Source organism: Belnapia rosea, assembly GCF_900101615.1.
Taxonomy (GTDB): domain Bacteria; phylum Pseudomonadota; class Alphaproteobacteria; order Acetobacterales; family Acetobacteraceae; genus Belnapia; species Belnapia rosea.
Genome location: NZ_FMZX01000001.1, coordinates 711,606 through 727,604 on the forward strand (window position 1 = coordinate 711,606; position 15,999 = coordinate 727,604).

Consider the following 15,999-nt stretch of genomic DNA (forward strand, 5'->3'; position numbering starts at 1 on the left):
ATGATCGCCGACCCCGAGCGGACCATGGCTGGCCTCAATAGCATGGTGCACCTCCGGGCGGATCCCTCCATCACCGTCTTCGTCATCGACCTGCAGAAGGTCCGCCTCTTCCTTGTCCGCCTGCCGCGCAGGGAACGGAATCTCGGCGAGTGCCGCGCCTCATCGACAGCCTGAATCTCACCAACCGACTTCGACGTGCCGGCGAAGGCGCTCTTCCCCTCAAGGATGGGAGGCGAAGAAGCCCTATCTGCGCTATGTGGAGGTCGAGTAGGGCGATTGGGCCTCGCAATTCGTTTGCACGATAATGGATATTGCGGTTCCATATCGCCTTCGCAGTTGCAGCGAGACCGGGGGCAGCATGGTGGGACGGGCAATGGGGCGCCGCCAGATTCTGGCGGGAGCCGGCGTGGCGGCATTGGCGGCGCCGGGCCTGGCCCGAGCGCAGGGCGAGGCCATCCGCATTGGCGAGATCAACAGCTACACCGCCCAGCCCGCCTTCCTGCAGCCCTACCGCAATGCCTGGCTCCTTGCGCAGGAGCAGGTGAACGCCGCAGGCGGCATCAATGGCCGCCGGCTCGAGACGGTCTTCCGCGACGATGCGGGCCGTCCCGAGGATGCGGTCCGGCTCGCCGGGGAATTGGTGAATGCCGAAAAGGTCTCGCTCCTGGCCGGCGGCTTCCTCTCCAATGTCGGCCTCGCGCTCGCTGATTTCGCCAACCAGAACAAAAGGCTTTTCGTCGCCAGCGAGCCGCTGACCGATGCGCTCGTCTGGAGCCGCGGCAACAAGTACACCTTCCGCCTCCGTGCCAGCACCTACATGCAATCCGCCATGCTGGTGGAGGAGGCAGCGAAGCTGCCGGCCAAGCGCTGGGCCACGGTCGCGCCGAACTACGAGTACGGCCAATCCGCCGTCCGCTGGTTCAAGGAGTTGCTGAGCCGCGCCAAGCCCGATGTTGAATTCGTCGCTGAGCAATTCCCGGCCCTTGGCCGCATCGATGCCGGCGCCACCGTGCAGGCCCTCGCCGCGGCCAACCCGGAGGCGATCTTCAACGTCACCTTCGGTGCTGATCTCACCAATTTCGTCCGCCAGGGCAGCACACGCGGCCTGTTCGAGCGCCGCCGCGTCGTTTCCCTGCTGACCGGCGAGCCGGAATATCTCGACCCGCTCGGCGACGAGGCACCCGAGGACTGGATCGTTACCGGCTATCCCTGGGAGCAGATCGACACGCCCTCCCACACGCCTTTCCGGGAGGCGTATCGCCGGCGGTGGAACGATTATCCGCGGCTCGGCAGCGTTGTCGGCTACGATACGGTGATGGCAATCGCGGCCTTGCTGCGGAAGACCCCCACCCTCGAGACCGAGGCGCTGGTCGAGGCCATGTCCGGGCTCAAATTCCAGTCCGTGCTCGGGCCGGTGGAATTCCGCGCCATCGACCACCAGTCCACCATGGGGGCCTTCGTCGGGCGCACCGTGCTGAAGAACGGCAAGGGCAGCATGGCGGATTGGCGCTACGCCGATGGGAAGGACTACCTGCCATCGGATGACGTGGTCCGGACGCTGCGGCCCCAGGCCTGACGTAGGCAGCCTTGGAGAATCTGGTCCTCCAGGCCCTGAGCGGCCTGGCGAGCGCTTCCTCGTTGTTCCTGGTGGCGTCCGGTCTCACTGTCATCTTCGGCGTCAGCCGGGTTGTCAATTTCGCCCATGGCTCGCTCTACATGCTGGGCGCCTACCTGGCCTGGACGCTGGTGACCACCCTGCCGCGCGGCCATCTCGGCTTCTGGGGCGGGGTGATCGGCGCGGCGCTGCTGGTCGGGCTGATCGGGCTGCTGGTGGAGGTGCTGCTGCTGCGGCGCATCTACCGCGCGCCGGAGCTTTTCCAGCTGCTCGCCACCTTCGGCGTGGTGCTGATCGTGCAGGATCTCGCCCTGATGACCTGGGGCGCGCAGGACCTGCTCGGCCCGCGCGCGCCCGGCCTGCGCGGCAGCGTCGAGATCGTCGGCCTCCGCTTCCCGCTCTATGAGTTGTTCCTGATCGGCGTCGGGCCGGTGGTACTGGCCCTGCTCTGGCTGCTCTTCCACCGCACGCGCTGGGGCACGCTGGTGCGTGCGGCGACGCAGGACCGGGAGATGGTGGGCGCGCTCGGCGTGAACCAGCGCATGCTCTTCACCTCGGTCTTCTTCCTCGGCAGCCTGCTCGCCGGGCTCGGCGGCGCGCTGCAGCTGCCGCGGGAAAGCGTCAACCTCCATATGGACCTTTCCATCATCACCGAAGCCTTCGTGGTCGTGGTGGTAGGCGGGCTCGGCAGCCTCTCCGGGGCGGCGCTGGCGGCCCTGCTGATCGGCGAGCTGCATGCCTTCGGCATCCTCATCGTGCCGAAGATCACCCTGGTGCTGGTCTTCCTGGTGATGGCGCTGGTGCTGGTGGTGCGGCCGCACGGTCTGCTCGGCAAGCCCGAGGCGGCAGCCCGGGGCGGGCAGGGAAGTGCGGAGCCGGTCATCGGCCCCGCGCCGCCGGCGCTGCGCTGGCTGGCGCTGGCGGCCCTCGCCGTGGCGGTCGTGCTGCCCCCCTTCCTCGGCGACTACGCGGTCTCGGTGCTGACGGAACTCGCCATCTTCGTGCTCTTCGCCGCAAGCCTCCATCTCATCATGGGGCCTGGCGGCATGGCGAGCTTCGGGCATGCCGCCTATTTCGGCCTCGGCGCCTATGGGGCCGCCCTGGCAGCGCAGTGGCTCGGCGCGCCGATGCTTGCCGGGCTGGCGCTGGCGCCCCTGATGGCAGGCATCTTCGGCCTTGTCTTCGGCTATTTCTGCGTGCGGCTCTCCGGCGTCTATGCAGCGATGCTGACCCTGGCCTTCGCCCAGATCGCCTGGTCGGTCGCCTTCCAATGGGTCGAGGTGACGGGCGGCGACAACGGCATCCTGGGCGTCTGGCCTGATGCCTGGGCGGCGCCGAAGCTGGTCTACTACTACCTCGCCTTGGCCCTCTGCCTCGGTGCGACGCTGTTCCTGCGCCGCGTGGTGCATGCCCCCTTCGGCTATGCGCTGCGGGCCCAGCGCGACAGCACGCTGCGCGCCGAGGCGATCGGTATCGATGCCTTCCGCATCCGCTGGCTCGGCTTCGCCCTGGCTGCGGCGGCGGCGGGCATCGCGGGCGGCCTCTTCGCCTATGGCAAGGGCAGCGTCTTCCCGACCTATATGGGTATCCCGCGCAGCGTCGATGCGCTGCTGATGGTGTTGCTGGGCGGGGTGCAGACGCTCTCCGGCCCGATCATCGGGGCGCTGGCCTTCACCGGGCTGCAGGAGCAGCTCGTCCGACTGACGGATCTCTGGCGGCTCATCCTCGGCTGCATCATCGTGCTGCTGGTGCTGTTCTTCCCGCAAGGCCTCGCCGGAGCAGCCCGGGCACGGTGGGAGGCCCGCCATGGCGACGCTTGAGGTCGAGGGGCTGACGAAGAGCTTCGGCGGCGTCCGCGCCGTGCAGGGCGTCACCTTCGCAGTCGAGCCGGGCGAGATGCTGGCCCTGATCGGCCCCAACGGCGCCGGCAAGTCCACCTGCTTCAACATGCTGAACGGGCAGCTCCGACCGGATGCCGGGCGGGTGCGGCTCATGGGCCGGGACATCACCGGCATCGCGCCGCGCCAGGTCTGGCGGCTTGGCGTCGGGCGCACCTTCCAGATCACCGCGACCTTCGGCTCCATGACGGTGCTGGAGAATGTGCAGATGGCGCTGCTCTCGCATCACCGTCGGCTGGGCCAGCTCTGGCGGCCCGTGGCGCGGATGGATGCGGCACCCGCCCGCGCCCTGCTCGACCGGCTCGGCATGGCCGACCAGGCGGCACGCCCCTGCGGCATCCTTGCCTATGGCGACCTGAAGCGGGTCGAACTCGCCATCGCCCTCGCCAATGAGCCCAAGCTGCTGCTGATGGATGAGCCGACCGCCGGCATGGCACCGCAGGAGCGTGTCTCGCTCATGGCGCTGACCGCCGATATCGCGCGGGAGAGCGGCATCGCCGTCCTCTTCACCGAACATGACATGGACGTCGTCTTCAGCCATGCCGACCGCATCCTGGTGCTGGATCGTGGCCGGCTGATCGCCGAAGGTGAGCCGGCGGTCGTCCGCGCCGACCCCAAGGTGCGGGAGGTCTATCTTGGCTCCGGCGCGGTGACGGGGGCGCATTGATGCTGCAGGTCTCCGGCGTCTCAGCCTATTACGGCCGTGCGCATATCCTCGACGGCGTTACCCTCGATGTCGGGGCAGGCGAGGTGGTGGTGCTGCTCGGGCGCAATGGCGCTGGCAAGTCGACCACAATGAAGGCGATCATGGGCCTCGTCCCCCCGGCCGCTGGCAGCGTGCGGTTCCAGGGCGCCGAGATCGCCGGGCAGGAGCCTTTCGAGATCGCCCGCCGCGGCCTCGGCTATGTGCCGGAGGAACGCCGTATCTTCAGCGAGTTATCCGTTATCGAGAATCTCGAGGTCGGCCGCCGCCCGGCCGCCGCGGGCCTGCGCCCCTGGACACCGGAGCGCCTCTTCGGCCTCTTCCCGAGCCTCGGTGCCATGCAGGACCGGCCGGGTGGGCGGATGAGCGGCGGCGAGCAGCAGATGCTGACCATCGCCCGCACCCTGATGGGCAATCCGCGGCTCATCCTGCTCGACGAGCCGAGCGAGGGGCTGGCACCGGTCATCATCGAGCGCATGGCGGAGGCCATCCGGGCGCTGAAGGCGGAAGGGCTGTCCATCCTCCTCTCGGAGCAGAACCTGCATTTCGCCCAGGTGGTCAGCGACCGCGCGACCATCATCGAGAAGGGCCGCATCCGCTGGAGCGGCAGCATCCCGGAACTGCTCGCGGCCGATGAGGTCAGGGAACAGTATCTGTCGGTATAGCCAGCAGCCCGGCGGAGCCGACCACGCGGACGGCATCCCCGAGGACCAGGGCCGCGGCCTCGATCAGCCCCGCCGAGAGCAGCGCCTCCGCCCGTGCCTCACCGGCATCGAGCGCGGCCTCCGCCACCTCCGCGGGCAGGGGGTCGACGCCCGTGGTGACGAGGCGGTCGCCGAGATCGCTGTCGGGGTCGAGGGAGGAGGCCGGGGCACGGCGGATCGCAGGGTGCTCGGCATCGACAGCATTGGCGATGACGGTCGCCGCGGCATCCGCCTCGGCCGCGCTGCGCGCCAGCACCGTCACCGCATCGGCGATGCCGAGGGAGAAGCTGCGGCCCGGCCAGCCGCTGGTGGCGATGCCGCGCACCGGATCCATCGCGCCGATGCGGATCAGCGCCTCCGGCGCCGCCTGCGCCAGATGCGGCACCACGCCGACGCGCAGCATGGCGCCAGGGGCCAGGAACAGGGCGATGTCGCCGCCATTGTTGACATAGGCGGTGGTCAGGCCGGTTGTCTTCGCGAGGGCCGCCAGCACCTCCTCCGCCACGGCACCTGCCACGGCGGCCATTGGGGTGATGAAGTCGGCGCGGAATGGCCAGACCGCCGCCGCCATGCGGCGTGCCACCGGCCCGTGCATGACCAGGCGGTCGGGGCCGAGCGGCGCCCGCAGCAGCGGCAGCTCCGCCACCAGCCCGGCCAGCAGGCCCTGAAAGGCGGCATTGGCGCGGGAGGCAGCCTCGCCGATGGCGGCGCGCGTGCCCTCCAGCCCGATCACCAGATCGATCGGGCCGTCCTGCAGATGCAGCCTGCCATCGGGCAGGATAGCGGCTAGGGCGCCGGCCAAGGATTGACCTCCATCCAGGCTTCCTGCCGCGCGGCATCGCCATGGTCGGCGAGGAGCTGCTCGAGCGGCACCGCGTGGTCCACATGCCCACCGAGACGCGCATAGAGATCGGCACGGAGGGTGAATTCGATGGGCGCCACCAGGGCCGGTGTCGGGACATAGCCGAAGGCGCCATCCGGCACCCGCAGCACATCGGCCATGACCGTGATGCCGCCCCCTGGCCAGAGCGTGCAGGGCGCGCCCCCGATGGTGACGCGGACGAGGGATCTCTGCACCTCCCGCGTCAGCAGCACCGGGTTCTCGGTGACGCCCGCCCGGAGCGAGCCGCCGGCGCCTGCCATGAACAGCACCGAGGTCATCGCCGGTTCGCAATTCTCACCGATCCGCTCGACGGTCTTCAGCACCGCGGACGGGATCGGCACCGGCACGGGCCGCAGCGCCTCGTCCAGCTCGACATAGAGGTGGTCCTCGCCCGTGGTGCTCGTTAACAGCAGGCGGAGGCCGGGCCAGGCGGTCTTCGGGTCGATGCTCTCGATGACGGCGAGCGGGTCCTTGATATCCGTCCCGCCCCAGCCGTTGCCGGGATGCGCCACCTGGAAATAACGCCCGGGCGTGGAGCGCCGGCCGCGCACGCGGATGCCACTCGGCGGCACGTCGAGGCATTTGCCGGCCTGGTGTTCCGACAGCACGCCGGTGATGTGGTCATCGACGACGATCACCTCATCCACATGCCCATGCCATTGCTGGGCGAAGATGCCGATGGCGGCGCTGCCGCAGCCGACGCGCATGCGCCGCTCCGGCACGCCGTCGACGATCGGCGCCTGGCCCGCCTGCAGCACGAGCTTCGCCCCGCCATCGATCGAGACCTCGACCGCACCCTTGTTGCAGAGCGTGAGCATGGCGGCGCAGGTGACGTTGCCCTCGCGCTTGGAGCCGCCCGTCAGATGCCGCACGCCGCCGAGGCTGAGCATCTGGCTGCCATACTCGGCGGTGGTGACATGGCCGATCTGCTCGCCATCGACGCGCACCGCAGCCGTCTCCGGGCCGAGATGGCGGTCGGTGTCGATCTTCACCTTGAGGCCGCAATAGCTGAAGATGCCCTCGGTGACGACGGTGACGGTATCGACGCCGGCATGGCGCGAGCCAACGATGAAAGGTGCCGGCTTGTAGTCCGGATAGGTGGTGCCGGCGCCGATCGCCGAGACGAAGATCTCCTCGCGCGGCGCCAGCCCGCCAGCCCAATCCTCGGAGCCTTCGAGGAAGGGCACCGTCTCGCCGCCCGTCTCCACCGTCCGTTGCATCAGCACCAGCGGGTCGGTGCGGATCAGGGCACCGTCTTGGTTGGCATAGCGGCTGCAGGCGCCGGAGCGGCCCGGGCGGATACGGCAGAGCACGGGGCAGGCATCGCAGCGGACGATCCCCTCATTCCCCTCGCGCGCGCCGAAGAGGGCGGTGCGGTCGGTGCTCATCGCGGCAGGGCCTCCAGGATGCGATGGGGCAGGGCAGGCACGCGGGTGATCTCGGCCCCCGTCGCATCCCGGATGGCGGAGAAGATGGCGGGCGCCGTCGGCACCAGCGCCGGCTCGCCGATCCCTTTGGCGCCATAGGGGCCCAGGGGCTCCGGGTCCTCGATCAGGATCGTCTCGATCACCGGCACATCGCCGATGGTCGGGATCAGGTAGTCATGCAGGTTCTCGGTGCGGCCGGGAAGGTATTCCTCCATCAGCGCCAGGCCGATGCCCTGGGCGATCCCGCCCTCGATCTGCCCCTCGACCAGCAGCGGGTTGATGGCACGGCCGACATCATGCGCGGCGACGATCCGCTGGAGGTGGACGATGCCGAGTTCGGTATCCACCGCGAGCGCCGCGATCTGGGCGGCGAAGCCGTAGGTGGCATAGGGCACGCCCTGGCCATTGGCATCGAGCGGCGTGGTCGGCGGGTCGAAGCGGCCGGTGCCCTCGAGCGGCGTGTCGAGATGGAGCGGCCGGCCATCGACCATCAGCACGCCATCCGCCAGCGCCAGCCGCGCCTCCGGCCCCGCATTGGCCCTGAGCAGGATGGCGTCGCGCAGCGCCAGCCCCGCCTCCATCGCCGCCCTTCCGCTGACGAAGGTCTGGCGCGAGGCGCTGGTCTTGCCGGCATCGGCCGTCAGGTCGGTATCGCCCAGCACCAGGGCGAAGGCATTGGCCGGAAGGCCGAGCGCATCGGCGGCGATCTGCAGCAACACCGTCGTGCTGCCCTGGCCGATATCGACCGCGCCATTGTGGAAGGTAGGGCGCCCACCCGGCTCCAGCGTGACCCGCATGGTGGAGGGGTTGGACATGCCGGTATTGCCGATGCCGTACCACATGCAGGCGATGCCGACGCCGTGGCGCAGCGGGCCGCCCCCGGCATTCGCCGTGGCCGCCTCCGCCCGCAGCGCCGTCCAGCGGGGCCGAAGCGCCTCGAGGCAGGCGGCGAGGCCGGCGGAATGGGTGATGACCTGACCGGTGGCGGTGCTGTCGCCGGCGCGGAGTGCGTTGATGTGGCGGAATTCCAGCCGGTCGATCCCGGCCGCATCCGCCAGCCTGTCCCACAACGCCTCCTGCGCGATGGCGGCCTGGGGCACGCCGAAGCCACGGAAGGCGCCGGAGGGCGGGTGGTTGGTCAGCACCGCCCGCGCCCGGCTGCGGACATGCGGCACGCGATAGGGGCCGGTCGAATGCGCCGGCACCCGTCCGGCCACGGTCGGCCCCCAGCTGGCATAGGCGCCGGTATCGTAGATGCCCTCGAATTCCAGTGCCGTCAGCCGCCCCTCGGCATCGCAGCCGGCGCGGGCGGTGATGCGGGCCGGGTGCCGCTTGGTGCTGCTCGCCATGCTCTCGGCGCGCGACCAGGTGGCACGGACCGGGCGGCGCAGCAGCCAGGCGGCGATGGCGAGCATCGGCTGCACCGCCACATCCAGCTTGCCGCCGAAGCCGCCGCCGCAGGCAGTCGGGACGATCCGCACCGACTCATGCGGCAGGCCGAGCACGCCCGCGACCTCCTCGAGGTCCATGTAGGGCGCCTGGGTGGAGGCATGCACCTCGATGCGGTCACCGATGCGCTGCGCCCAGCCGGCCTCCGGCTCGATATAGGCATGTTCGACGAAGCTGGTCTGCCATGCGCCCTCGGCGACATGCGCGCTGGCGGCGAGCGCCGCGGCGGCGTCGCCCTGCACCACACGGCCGGTGGTCAGCACATTGTCCAGCCAGCGTTGATGCAAGGGTGGGGCACCCTCGGCCAGGGCGGCGAGCGGATCGGCAAGCGGCGGCAGCACCTCCCAGGTCAGCGGGAGTTCGTCCGTGCGGATGGCGTCCAGCGCCTCCCGCTCCCCGACCAGGGCGCAGACCATGTCGCCGCGATACCGCACCAGCCCCTCGGCGAAGACCGGCTGGTCCTTGATGTCGGGATAGATGCCATAGCCGTTGCGGCCTGGGACATCGGCGGCGGTGAGCACGCGGTGGAGGCCCGGATGCCGCGCCACCAGCGGCGCCATGTCGCCCAGGGTGAAGCGCGCCCGCGCATGCGGGCTGCGGATCGGGCGGAGCCAGAGCGCATCGGCCGGCGCGCTATCGGCGCCATAGCGCTCCGTCCCGTCCAGCTTGGGCCAGCCATCGGCCCGCGCCATGCGGCTGCCGACCGCCGCTCCGGCTGCCGGCGGCACCGCGGCCGGCGCCTCCAGGAAGCGATGCGCCGCCATCACCGCCTCGATGATCTTGCGGTAGCCGGTGCAGCGGCAGAGCACGCCCCCGAGCGCAGCCATGACCTGCGCCTCATCCGGCCGCGGCACCGCCTGCAGCAGCGCCATCGCCGCCATCAGCATGCCCGGGGTGCAATAGCCACACTGCGCCGCGCCCAGCGCCTGGAAAGCGGATTGCAGCGCCATCCCCATGGGCAGGGCAGCAAGCCCCTCGACCGTCAGCACCGCCACGCCCTCGGCCTGGGCGAGGGGGACGAGGCAGGCGCAGGCCTGGGCACCATCGACAAGCACGGTGCAGGCGCCGCAATCCCCGGCATCGCAGCCCAGCTTGGTGCCGGTGAGGCCGAGCCGGTCGCGCAGCACGGTGCTCAGCCGCGCATCGGGCGGCGCGGCGACGGCATGGTCGCAACCATTGACCGTGAGCTTGGGGAGGCGCGGCGGCGGGGCGTTCATGCGGCTTCCCGGATGGCAGGGGCGGCGAGGCGGGTCAGCAGGCGGCGCAGCAGCACCTGCGCCGCCTGGCGGCGATAGGAGGCCGTGGCGCGGACATCGTCGATCGGGCTCAGCGCAGCGAGGTGATCGGCGCGGAGCACCGCCGGCGCCTCCGCCACCGTCATGCCGCGCAGTTCCGTCTCCAACCCGGCGAGCCGCAGCGCCACCGGTGAGCAGGCACCGACCGAAATCCTTGCCCGCGCGATGCGGCCCTCGGCGAGTTCGATCACTGCCGCCGCCATGACGATGGAGATGACGAGATAGCTCCGCGCACCCAGCTTCTCGAAGCCCGCCCGCGCTCCAGGCGCCGCATGGGGCACCAGCACGGCGGTGGCGATCTCGTCCGGCGCCAGCGCCGTCCTCCTGTTGCCGGCCAGGAATTCGCCGAGTGGCAGGCGCCGCGTGCCACGCCTGCTCGCCAGTTCGATTGCTGCGTCGAGCGCCAGCAGCGGCGGCACCCCATCCGCCGCCGGCGAGGCATTGCAGAGATTGCCGACCAGGGTGGCCCGGTTCTGCACCTGGGCCCCGCCCACCCGGGTGGCGGCGGAGCGGAGGGCATCAAACCAGGGCGGCAAGGGCGCCTCGCGCAGCGCGGCCCAGGTCACCCGGGCGCCAATGCGGGTATGGTCCCCTGCGTCGCTCATCCCGGCCGTCTCGCGGATGGCGGACAGGTCGAGCACGGGCCGGGACTCCATCCGTCCCCAGGCCTCAGCCGCGGCGCGGGCCGGGTAGAGATCCGTCCCTCCGGCGAGCAGCAGGGGCGGGGCAGGGGCCTCGGCCAGCAGGGCCAGGGCCTCTGCCAGGGATTCGGGTCTGCGATAGGCCGCCATCTGCCTGCCGGATTGTTGTTCGGCTAACGACTTTGCCAGCCTCTCCTCGGCCTCACAACGGAAATATGCGGCTAACCCATGCGGCGGAGGATGGCGGAGAGCCGCGCCGCCTCATCGCGCGGCAGCGGCGCGAGGGTGGCCGCGCTGACCGCCTTGGCCTTCTCCACCCAGCCCGGCAGGGCCGCGAGCGCCACAGGCGTCAGCGCGACCAGCAGCATCCGGGCATCCGACGGGTCCCGCTCGCGCACCACCAGGCCGCGCGCCATGAGGCGGGCGACGACGCCCTTCACCGTTGGCGGGTCCATGGCCAGCAGCCGGCCCAGGAGGTTCTGCGACAGCGGCCCACGCCGCCACAGCATGTGCAGGGCGGCGAATTGCATGGAGGTCGGCCCATCCTCCCCCATGATCCCCTGGAACAACGCGAGGTGCCGCTGATAGGCCCGGCGCAGCAGGTGGCCGACCTGATCCTCCAGCACGTAGTCCTCCGGCTCCTCCATCCGCTCCTCCGCCTGGCATTTCGTTTCTAGGCTTACGAAACGCCGAGGGCTAGACTGGGCGCAGTTGGTGGGGGATCAGGCGATGGCCGTGGAACAGGCTTCGGGTCCGGCGCGGGGCCGCACCCTGGTGCGCAATATCGGCCTGCTGCTCTCGGGCGACCTCGCCAACCCGATCCTCGAGGCCGATGCCATCCTGATCGAGGACGGCAGGATCCTGGCCGTCGGCCGCGCCGCCGAACTGGCCGCGCGCGGTCCCGCTGATTTCGTCATCGACGCGCATGGCTGCGCCGTCGCACCGGGCCTGGTCGACAGCCATGTCCACCCGGTGATCGGTGACTGGACTCCGCGGCAGAACCAGATGGGTTGGGTCGAGAGCAACCTCCATGGTGGCGTCACCACCATGATCTCGGCCGGCGAGGTGCATCTGCCCGGCCGGCCGAAGGACATCGTCGGGTTGAAGGCGCTGGCCATCACCGCGCAGCGCGCCTTCTTCAACGCCCGCCCCGCCGGGGTGAAGGTGCTGGCCGGTGCGCCGGTGCTGGAGAAGGGCATGGTCGAGAGCGACTTCGCCGAGCTCGCCGCCGCCGGCGTCACGCTGCTGGGCGAGGTCGGGCTCGGCTCGGTGAAGGCCGGCTACGAGGCGCGGGAAATGGTCGCCTGGGCCCGCAAGCACGGCATCCAGAGCACCATCCATACCGGCGGCCCCTCCATCCCCGGCAGCGGGCTGATCGACAAGGACACGGTGCTGGAGGCGGATGCGGATATCATTGGCCATATCAATGGCGGCCATACCAGCCTGCCCGAGGCGCATGTCTGCGAGCTCTGCGAGCGCAGCAGCCGGGCGATCGAACTTGTGCATAATGGCAACGAGCGTGTCGCCATTGCCGCCGTGCAGGCTGCGCGGGACCTCGGGCAGCTCCATCGCGTTATCCTCGGCACGGACAGCCCGGCCGGCTCCGGCGTGCAGCCGCTCGGCATCCTGCGGATGATCTCGTTGCTTTCCTCGCTCGGCGGGATCAAGGCGGAGCAGGCTTTCGCCATGGCGACCGGCAACACGGCCCGCATCCGCAACCTCGATGCCGGGATGATCGAGACGGGCCGCGCCGCGGATCTCGTCTTCCTCGACCGCGCCCAGCACACCGCCGGACGGGACCTGCTGCACAGCATCGAACTGGGCGATATTCCGGGGATCGGTGGCGTGATGATCGACGGCGCCATGCGCTGCGGCCGCAGCCGCAACACGCCACCGGCCGAGCGCGTCCCCGAGATGCTCGGGCATTGATCCCCGGCTGGCGGCAGGGTGTCCGCAACGGGCTGGTCTTCGGCATCCTGGCCTTGGGGGCGGTCATGGCCCTCAATGCCGGGGAGCTGCCGGGGCTCGGGGCCATATTGGCGGAGCTGCCGGCCGCAGTCGGCATCTCGGCCGCCGTCCATATCCCGCAGATCCTGCTGACCGCGGCCGCCTGGCGGGCCCTGCTGCCGCCCGGGCTCCGGCCGCCCTTCGCCGCCATGGCGCTGCTGCGCTGGTACCGCGAATCGGCCAATGCGCTGGTGCCGGCCGGGGCCCTGGTCGGCCAGGCGGCTGCGGCCCGGCTGCTGGCGAGGCGAGGGGTGCCCGGGCGGATGGCGGGCGCGACCGCGACCGTGGACCTGACGCTCGAGGCCGTGTCGCAGCTTTTCTTCACCCTGGCCGGGGTGGCGCTGCTGCTTGGCGTCGGCGATGGGCCGGGCCTGCTCGGCTTCGCCCTGGCGGGCTTCGGCATCGCCCTCGCCGGGGCTGCGGCCATGGTGCTGTTCCAGCGCCGCCTGCCGCTGACCCTGCTCGAGCGGCTGCTGGCCCGGCTGGCGAGGCGCTGGCCGGCCATCGACCCGGCCTGGATCCGGGAGCTTCAGGAGGCCATCCTCCAGCTCCATGCCGACTGGCCCCGGCTGGCGGTGGCGACGCTCTGGCACACCATCTCCTGGCTGCTCGGGGCGATCGAGATCGCGGGCGTGCTCTGGCTGCTCGGCCATCCCATCTCGCTCGCCGATGCGCTGGTGATCGAGAGCCTGGCCCAGGCGCTCCGGAATGTCGGCTTCATGCTGCCGGGGGCGCTGGCGGTGCAGGAGGGGGCCATCATCGGCGCCGCGGCGCTGGTCGGCGTGCCGCCAGCGGCGGCGCTGGCCGTGGCCCTGGTGCGACGGACGCGGGAGGTCTGCCTCAGCCTGCCCGGCCTTATCGCTTGGCAGCGGGCCGAAAGCGGGTCTATGCGCTCCGCTGGACCGGATCGCGGAGGGGCCTGATGGCCTCGGAGCGGGATTCCGCGACTGACAACAGGCCGGACCGGCTCGCGTGTTCTGGACACTGCGCGGGCCGCTTCAGGCCGGGGGACAGCTGATGGCAAGCAAGACATCTGGCGTGATCGACCTGCTGCGGCTGGTGCCGCAGGGCGGACCGGCGATCTGCAATGTCTCCGTGACCAACATGTGCAACGCGACCTGCGATTTCTGCAATTTCGCGCATAACAAGGGTTTTGTGAAACACCGGAGCTGGCTGGACGCCGAGAAATTCCCGGCCGCCCTGACGCGGCTGCGCGAGCAGGCCAATGTCCGTTTCGTGACCTTCATGGGCGGCGAGCCGCTGCTGCACCCGAAGATCATCGAGATGGCGCGGGAGGCAACGGCCCAGGGCACGCAGCCCACCCTCGTCACCAATGGCTGGCTGCTGCCGCCCAAGGTGGATGACCTGGCCTCAACCGGCATCACCACCCTCTTCGTCTCTATCGACAGCGAGCATGCGCATCTCCACGAGGAGAATCGCGGGCTGAAGGGCGTCTGCACCCGGATCAGGGAGGCCAATACCCGCCTCGCCGCCAAGGGGGTGACGCCGATCGCCAGCGTCGCCATGACCCGGCTGGTGAAGGATTACGAGGCGCTCGGCCGCTTCCTGAAGGAGCTCGGCTTCGCCGCCGTCACCTTCTCCTATCCGCGGAAGGCGGCGCTCGGCTCCTCCTCCCTCGTCTATTCCGAGAATAGCGAACTGGTCGACATGTCCTCGGCCGAGCTGCTGGCGGCCTTCGATGGGGTGGAGAAGGCCCGGGCGGTGATCCCCGTCCACAATCCGCGCGCGGCCATCGCCGATATGCGCCGCCGCCTGACCGGCCAGGGCGAGCGCTTCATCTGCCATGCCGGCTACAAGTATTTCTACCTGGACTGGAATTACGACCTCTGGCGCTGCGAGGACTGGAAGGAGCCGCTGTCCTCCGTCTGGGACTTCACGCCGGACAAGGTCATGCGCGACGGCTGCCAGGCCTGCACCACCGATTGCTACCGCGACGCCAGCATCATGCTGCACTTCTCGGTCTCGATCGGCGACTCCTTCGCGCGGCTGAAGGAGGGGCGGCCCTTCGCGGCCGTGGCGGCTCTGGCGGACCGGCGCAATCTCGGCTCGCTCGGCGCCGTCATCGGCCATGGCGCGCGTCTGACGAAACTGGCGGGAAGGGCCTGAGGCGATGGCGACGGTGATCCGGAAGCTCGTGGTGCTGCTGGACGAGACGCGGCGCGAGATGGGGCGGGATCTGCCGCGGCCGATCCGCCGCGCCGTCGCCTGCGCCGTCATCGAGAACCCCTTCGCTGGCCGGTACCAGGAGGACCTTTCGGACCTCATCGCCCAGGGTGAGGCGCTGGGCGCGCTCCTGGCCGAGCGCGCCATTGCCGCCCTCGGCATCCCCGGCGAGCAGGTGGAGAGCTTCGGCAAGGCCGCGATCGTGGGCGAGGCGGGCGAGTTGGAACATGCCGCCGCCCTGCTCCACCCGAAGATGGGCGCGCCGGTGCGGGCGGCGCTGGGCCGGGGCCCGGCGCTGATCCCCTCGGCCAAGAAGGCGGGTGGGCCCGGCACGCCGATCGACGTGCCGCTCGGCCACAAGGATGCCGCCTTCGTCCGCAGCCATTTCGACGCCATCGAGGCGCGGGTGCCGGATGCGCCGCGGGCCCGCGAGATCCTGCTCTGCCTCGCCCTGACGGATGGCGGCCGGCCACTGCCACGCATCGGCGGCCTGACGACGGCCGAGGTCGTTGGCACGGACGGCCTGCGCTAACCCTTCCGCCTGACGCCCTCCAGCGCCAGGCGCGTATGCAGCGCCACCAGCTCGGCGGGCTGTAGCCGGCCATCGGCGCGGTACCAGGTGCAGACGCCGGTCAGCATCGCCAACATGGCATAGGCGCTGATCCGCGCATCCCCGAGGTTCAGCAACCCTGCTGCCGCGCCCTCTTCCAGCAGGCCAATCAGCCGCGCCTCGTAGTCATGGCGCATGGTGATGATCCGCGCGGCATTGGGCGGATCGAGGGCGCGCAATTCGAAATTGGCGATGTAGACCTCGCGCTTCCGCTCCAGGTGGTAGAGCACGTGGTGCGCGATGAAGGCTTCGAGCCGGGCAAGGGGCTCCGGCCCGGCCGCCGCCAGCGCCGCATCGGTCTGCTCCAGCAGCGCCGTCATATGCTCCAGCATCAGGTCGAAGAGCAGGCTCTGCTTCGTCGTCATGTGGTTGTAGAGCGAGGCCGGGCTGATGCCGACCGCCGCCGCAAGCTCGCGCAGATTCATGGCGGCGAAGCCCTGCTGGTGAATCAGCCGCAGCGCCGCCTGCCGGATGGCGGCCGCGGTGCGCTCGCCGTTCGACCTCGTGATGCGTGCCATGCGTGTGGACGTCTCTCTCCCTTCGCATCAGGCTGGGATGCGAAACCTCTTGCGGTCAATCGATA

Annotated in this window: 15 protein-coding genes; 9 read left to right on the top strand and 6 right to left on the bottom strand. The window is 70.4% G+C overall.

Annotated features, from left to right (window positions below; all coding sequences use genetic code 11):
* From BLR02_RS29270 to BLR02_RS03430, 5 genes are all read left to right on the top strand, one after another.
* On the top strand, positions 1-174 hold the full coding sequence (locus BLR02_RS29270; protein WP_176849356.1) for a hypothetical protein: 174 nt from the start codon (positions 1-3) through the stop codon (positions 172-174).
* A 232-nt stretch (positions 175-406) separates the two neighbouring features.
* Positions 407-1,576 carry an ABC transporter substrate-binding protein gene (locus BLR02_RS03415; protein WP_456303790.1) on the top strand — a complete coding sequence of 390 codons (1,170 nt, stop codon included), beginning with the start codon at positions 407-409 and terminating at the stop codon, positions 1,574-1,576.
* Between the two features lie 71 nt (positions 1,577-1,647).
* Entirely contained in the window at positions 1,648-3,435 is a 1,788-nt protein-coding gene (locus tag BLR02_RS03420) for an ABC transporter permease (RefSeq protein WP_456303791.1), read from the top strand.
* The gene (locus BLR02_RS03425) at positions 3,422-4,180 is read left to right on the top strand and encodes an ABC transporter ATP-binding protein (protein ID WP_090566914.1); all 759 of its coding nucleotides are present in this window, start codon (positions 3,422-3,424) and stop codon (positions 4,178-4,180) included. Before BLR02_RS03420 ends, BLR02_RS03425 begins: the two co-directional genes overlap by 14 nt.
* The gene (locus tag BLR02_RS03430) at positions 4,180-4,881 is read left to right on the top strand and encodes an ABC transporter ATP-binding protein (protein WP_090661535.1); all 702 of its coding nucleotides are present in this window, start codon (positions 4,180-4,182) and stop codon (positions 4,879-4,881) included. The genes BLR02_RS03425 and BLR02_RS03430 overlap by 1 nt, the downstream gene beginning before the upstream one ends.
* Here BLR02_RS03430 and BLR02_RS03435 read toward each other — a convergent pair.
* From BLR02_RS03435 to BLR02_RS03455, 5 genes are all read right to left on the bottom strand, one after another.
* Positions 4,856-5,722, bottom strand: a complete 867-nt coding sequence (locus BLR02_RS03435; RefSeq protein WP_090566907.1) for a UPF0280 family protein — start codon at positions 5,720-5,722, stop codon at positions 4,856-4,858. The genes BLR02_RS03430 and BLR02_RS03435 overlap by 26 nt on opposite strands.
* Positions 5,707-7,191 carry a 6-hydroxynicotinate reductase gene (locus tag BLR02_RS03440; RefSeq protein WP_090660457.1) on the bottom strand — a complete coding sequence of 495 codons (1,485 nt, stop codon included), beginning with the start codon at positions 7,189-7,191 and terminating at the stop codon, positions 5,707-5,709. The genes BLR02_RS03435 and BLR02_RS03440 overlap by 16 nt, the downstream gene beginning before the upstream one ends.
* Positions 7,188-9,896, bottom strand: a complete 2,709-nt coding sequence (locus BLR02_RS03445) for a molybdopterin-dependent oxidoreductase (RefSeq protein ID WP_090660460.1) — start codon at positions 9,894-9,896, stop codon at positions 7,188-7,190. The genes BLR02_RS03440 and BLR02_RS03445 overlap by 4 nt, the downstream gene beginning before the upstream one ends.
* Complete coding sequence (locus BLR02_RS03450; RefSeq protein ID WP_090660463.1) at positions 9,893-10,765, bottom strand: FAD binding domain-containing protein; 873 nt, start codon at positions 10,763-10,765, stop codon at positions 9,893-9,895. The genes BLR02_RS03445 and BLR02_RS03450 overlap by 4 nt, the downstream gene beginning before the upstream one ends.
* A 71-nt stretch (positions 10,766-10,836) precedes the next feature.
* The gene (locus BLR02_RS03455) at positions 10,837-11,262 is read right to left on the bottom strand and encodes a MarR family winged helix-turn-helix transcriptional regulator (protein ID WP_090660465.1); all 426 of its coding nucleotides are present in this window, start codon (positions 11,260-11,262) and stop codon (positions 10,837-10,839) included.
* 88 nt (positions 11,263-11,350) lie between these two features.
* Between BLR02_RS03455 and BLR02_RS03460 the strand changes: the two genes are divergently transcribed.
* The 4 genes from BLR02_RS03460 (at position 11,351) to BLR02_RS03475 (ending at position 15,338) form a co-directional block, all read left to right on the top strand.
* The gene (locus BLR02_RS03460; protein ID WP_245704592.1) at positions 11,351-12,544 is read left to right on the top strand and encodes an amidohydrolase family protein; all 1,194 of its coding nucleotides are present in this window, start codon (positions 11,351-11,353) and stop codon (positions 12,542-12,544) included.
* Positions 12,541-13,545: a lysylphosphatidylglycerol synthase domain-containing protein gene (locus BLR02_RS03465; protein ID WP_090660471.1), complete on the top strand. Its 1,005-nt coding sequence runs from the start codon at positions 12,541-12,543 to the stop codon at positions 13,543-13,545. Before BLR02_RS03460 ends, BLR02_RS03465 begins: the two co-directional genes overlap by 4 nt.
* A gap of 94 nt (positions 13,546-13,639) precedes the next feature.
* Positions 13,640-14,749: a radical SAM protein gene (locus tag BLR02_RS03470; RefSeq protein ID WP_090660473.1), complete on the top strand. Its 1,110-nt coding sequence runs from the start codon at positions 13,640-13,642 to the stop codon at positions 14,747-14,749.
* Between the two features lie 4 nt (positions 14,750-14,753).
* The gene (locus BLR02_RS03475; RefSeq protein ID WP_090660476.1) at positions 14,754-15,338 is read left to right on the top strand and encodes an amino acid synthesis family protein; all 585 of its coding nucleotides are present in this window, start codon (positions 14,754-14,756) and stop codon (positions 15,336-15,338) included.
* Here BLR02_RS03475 and BLR02_RS03480 read toward each other — a convergent pair.
* Positions 15,335-15,934, bottom strand: a complete 600-nt coding sequence (locus BLR02_RS03480; protein WP_090660479.1) for a TetR/AcrR family transcriptional regulator — start codon at positions 15,932-15,934, stop codon at positions 15,335-15,337. The two genes, BLR02_RS03475 and BLR02_RS03480, sit on opposite strands and share 4 nt — an antisense overlap.
* Between the last annotated feature and the right edge of the window lie 65 nt (positions 15,935-15,999).

Excerpts from the sequence above, each read along its gene's own strand:
- BLR02_RS29270 (WP_176849356.1), top strand. The coding sequence starts at position 1 with ATGATCGCCGACCCCGAGCGGACCATGGCTGGCCTCAATAGCATGGTG.
- BLR02_RS03425 (WP_090566914.1), top strand. The coding sequence starts at position 3,422 with ATGGCGACGCTTGAGGTCGAGGGGCTGACGAAGAGCTTCGGCGGCGTC.
- BLR02_RS03430 (WP_090661535.1), top strand. The coding sequence starts at position 4,180 with ATGCTGCAGGTCTCCGGCGTCTCAGCCTATTACGGCCGTGCGCATATC.
- BLR02_RS03440 (WP_090660457.1), bottom strand. The coding sequence starts at position 7,191 with ATGAGCACCGACCGCACCGCCCTCTTCGGCGCGCGCGAGGGGAATGAG.
- BLR02_RS03445 (WP_090660460.1), bottom strand. The coding sequence starts at position 9,896 with ATGAACGCCCCGCCGCCGCGCCTCCCCAAGCTCACGGTCAATGGTTGC.
- BLR02_RS03450 (WP_090660463.1), bottom strand. The coding sequence starts at position 10,765 with ATGGCGGCCTATCGCAGACCCGAATCCCTGGCAGAGGCCCTGGCCCTG.
- BLR02_RS03455 (WP_090660465.1), bottom strand. The coding sequence starts at position 11,262 with ATGGAGGAGCCGGAGGACTACGTGCTGGAGGATCAGGTCGGCCACCTG.
- BLR02_RS03470 (WP_090660473.1), top strand. The coding sequence starts at position 13,640 with ATGGCAAGCAAGACATCTGGCGTGATCGACCTGCTGCGGCTGGTGCCG.
- BLR02_RS03475 (WP_090660476.1), top strand. The coding sequence starts at position 14,754 with ATGGCGACGGTGATCCGGAAGCTCGTGGTGCTGCTGGACGAGACGCGG.
- BLR02_RS03480 (WP_090660479.1), bottom strand. The coding sequence starts at position 15,934 with ATGGCACGCATCACGAGGTCGAACGGCGAGCGCACCGCGGCCGCCATC.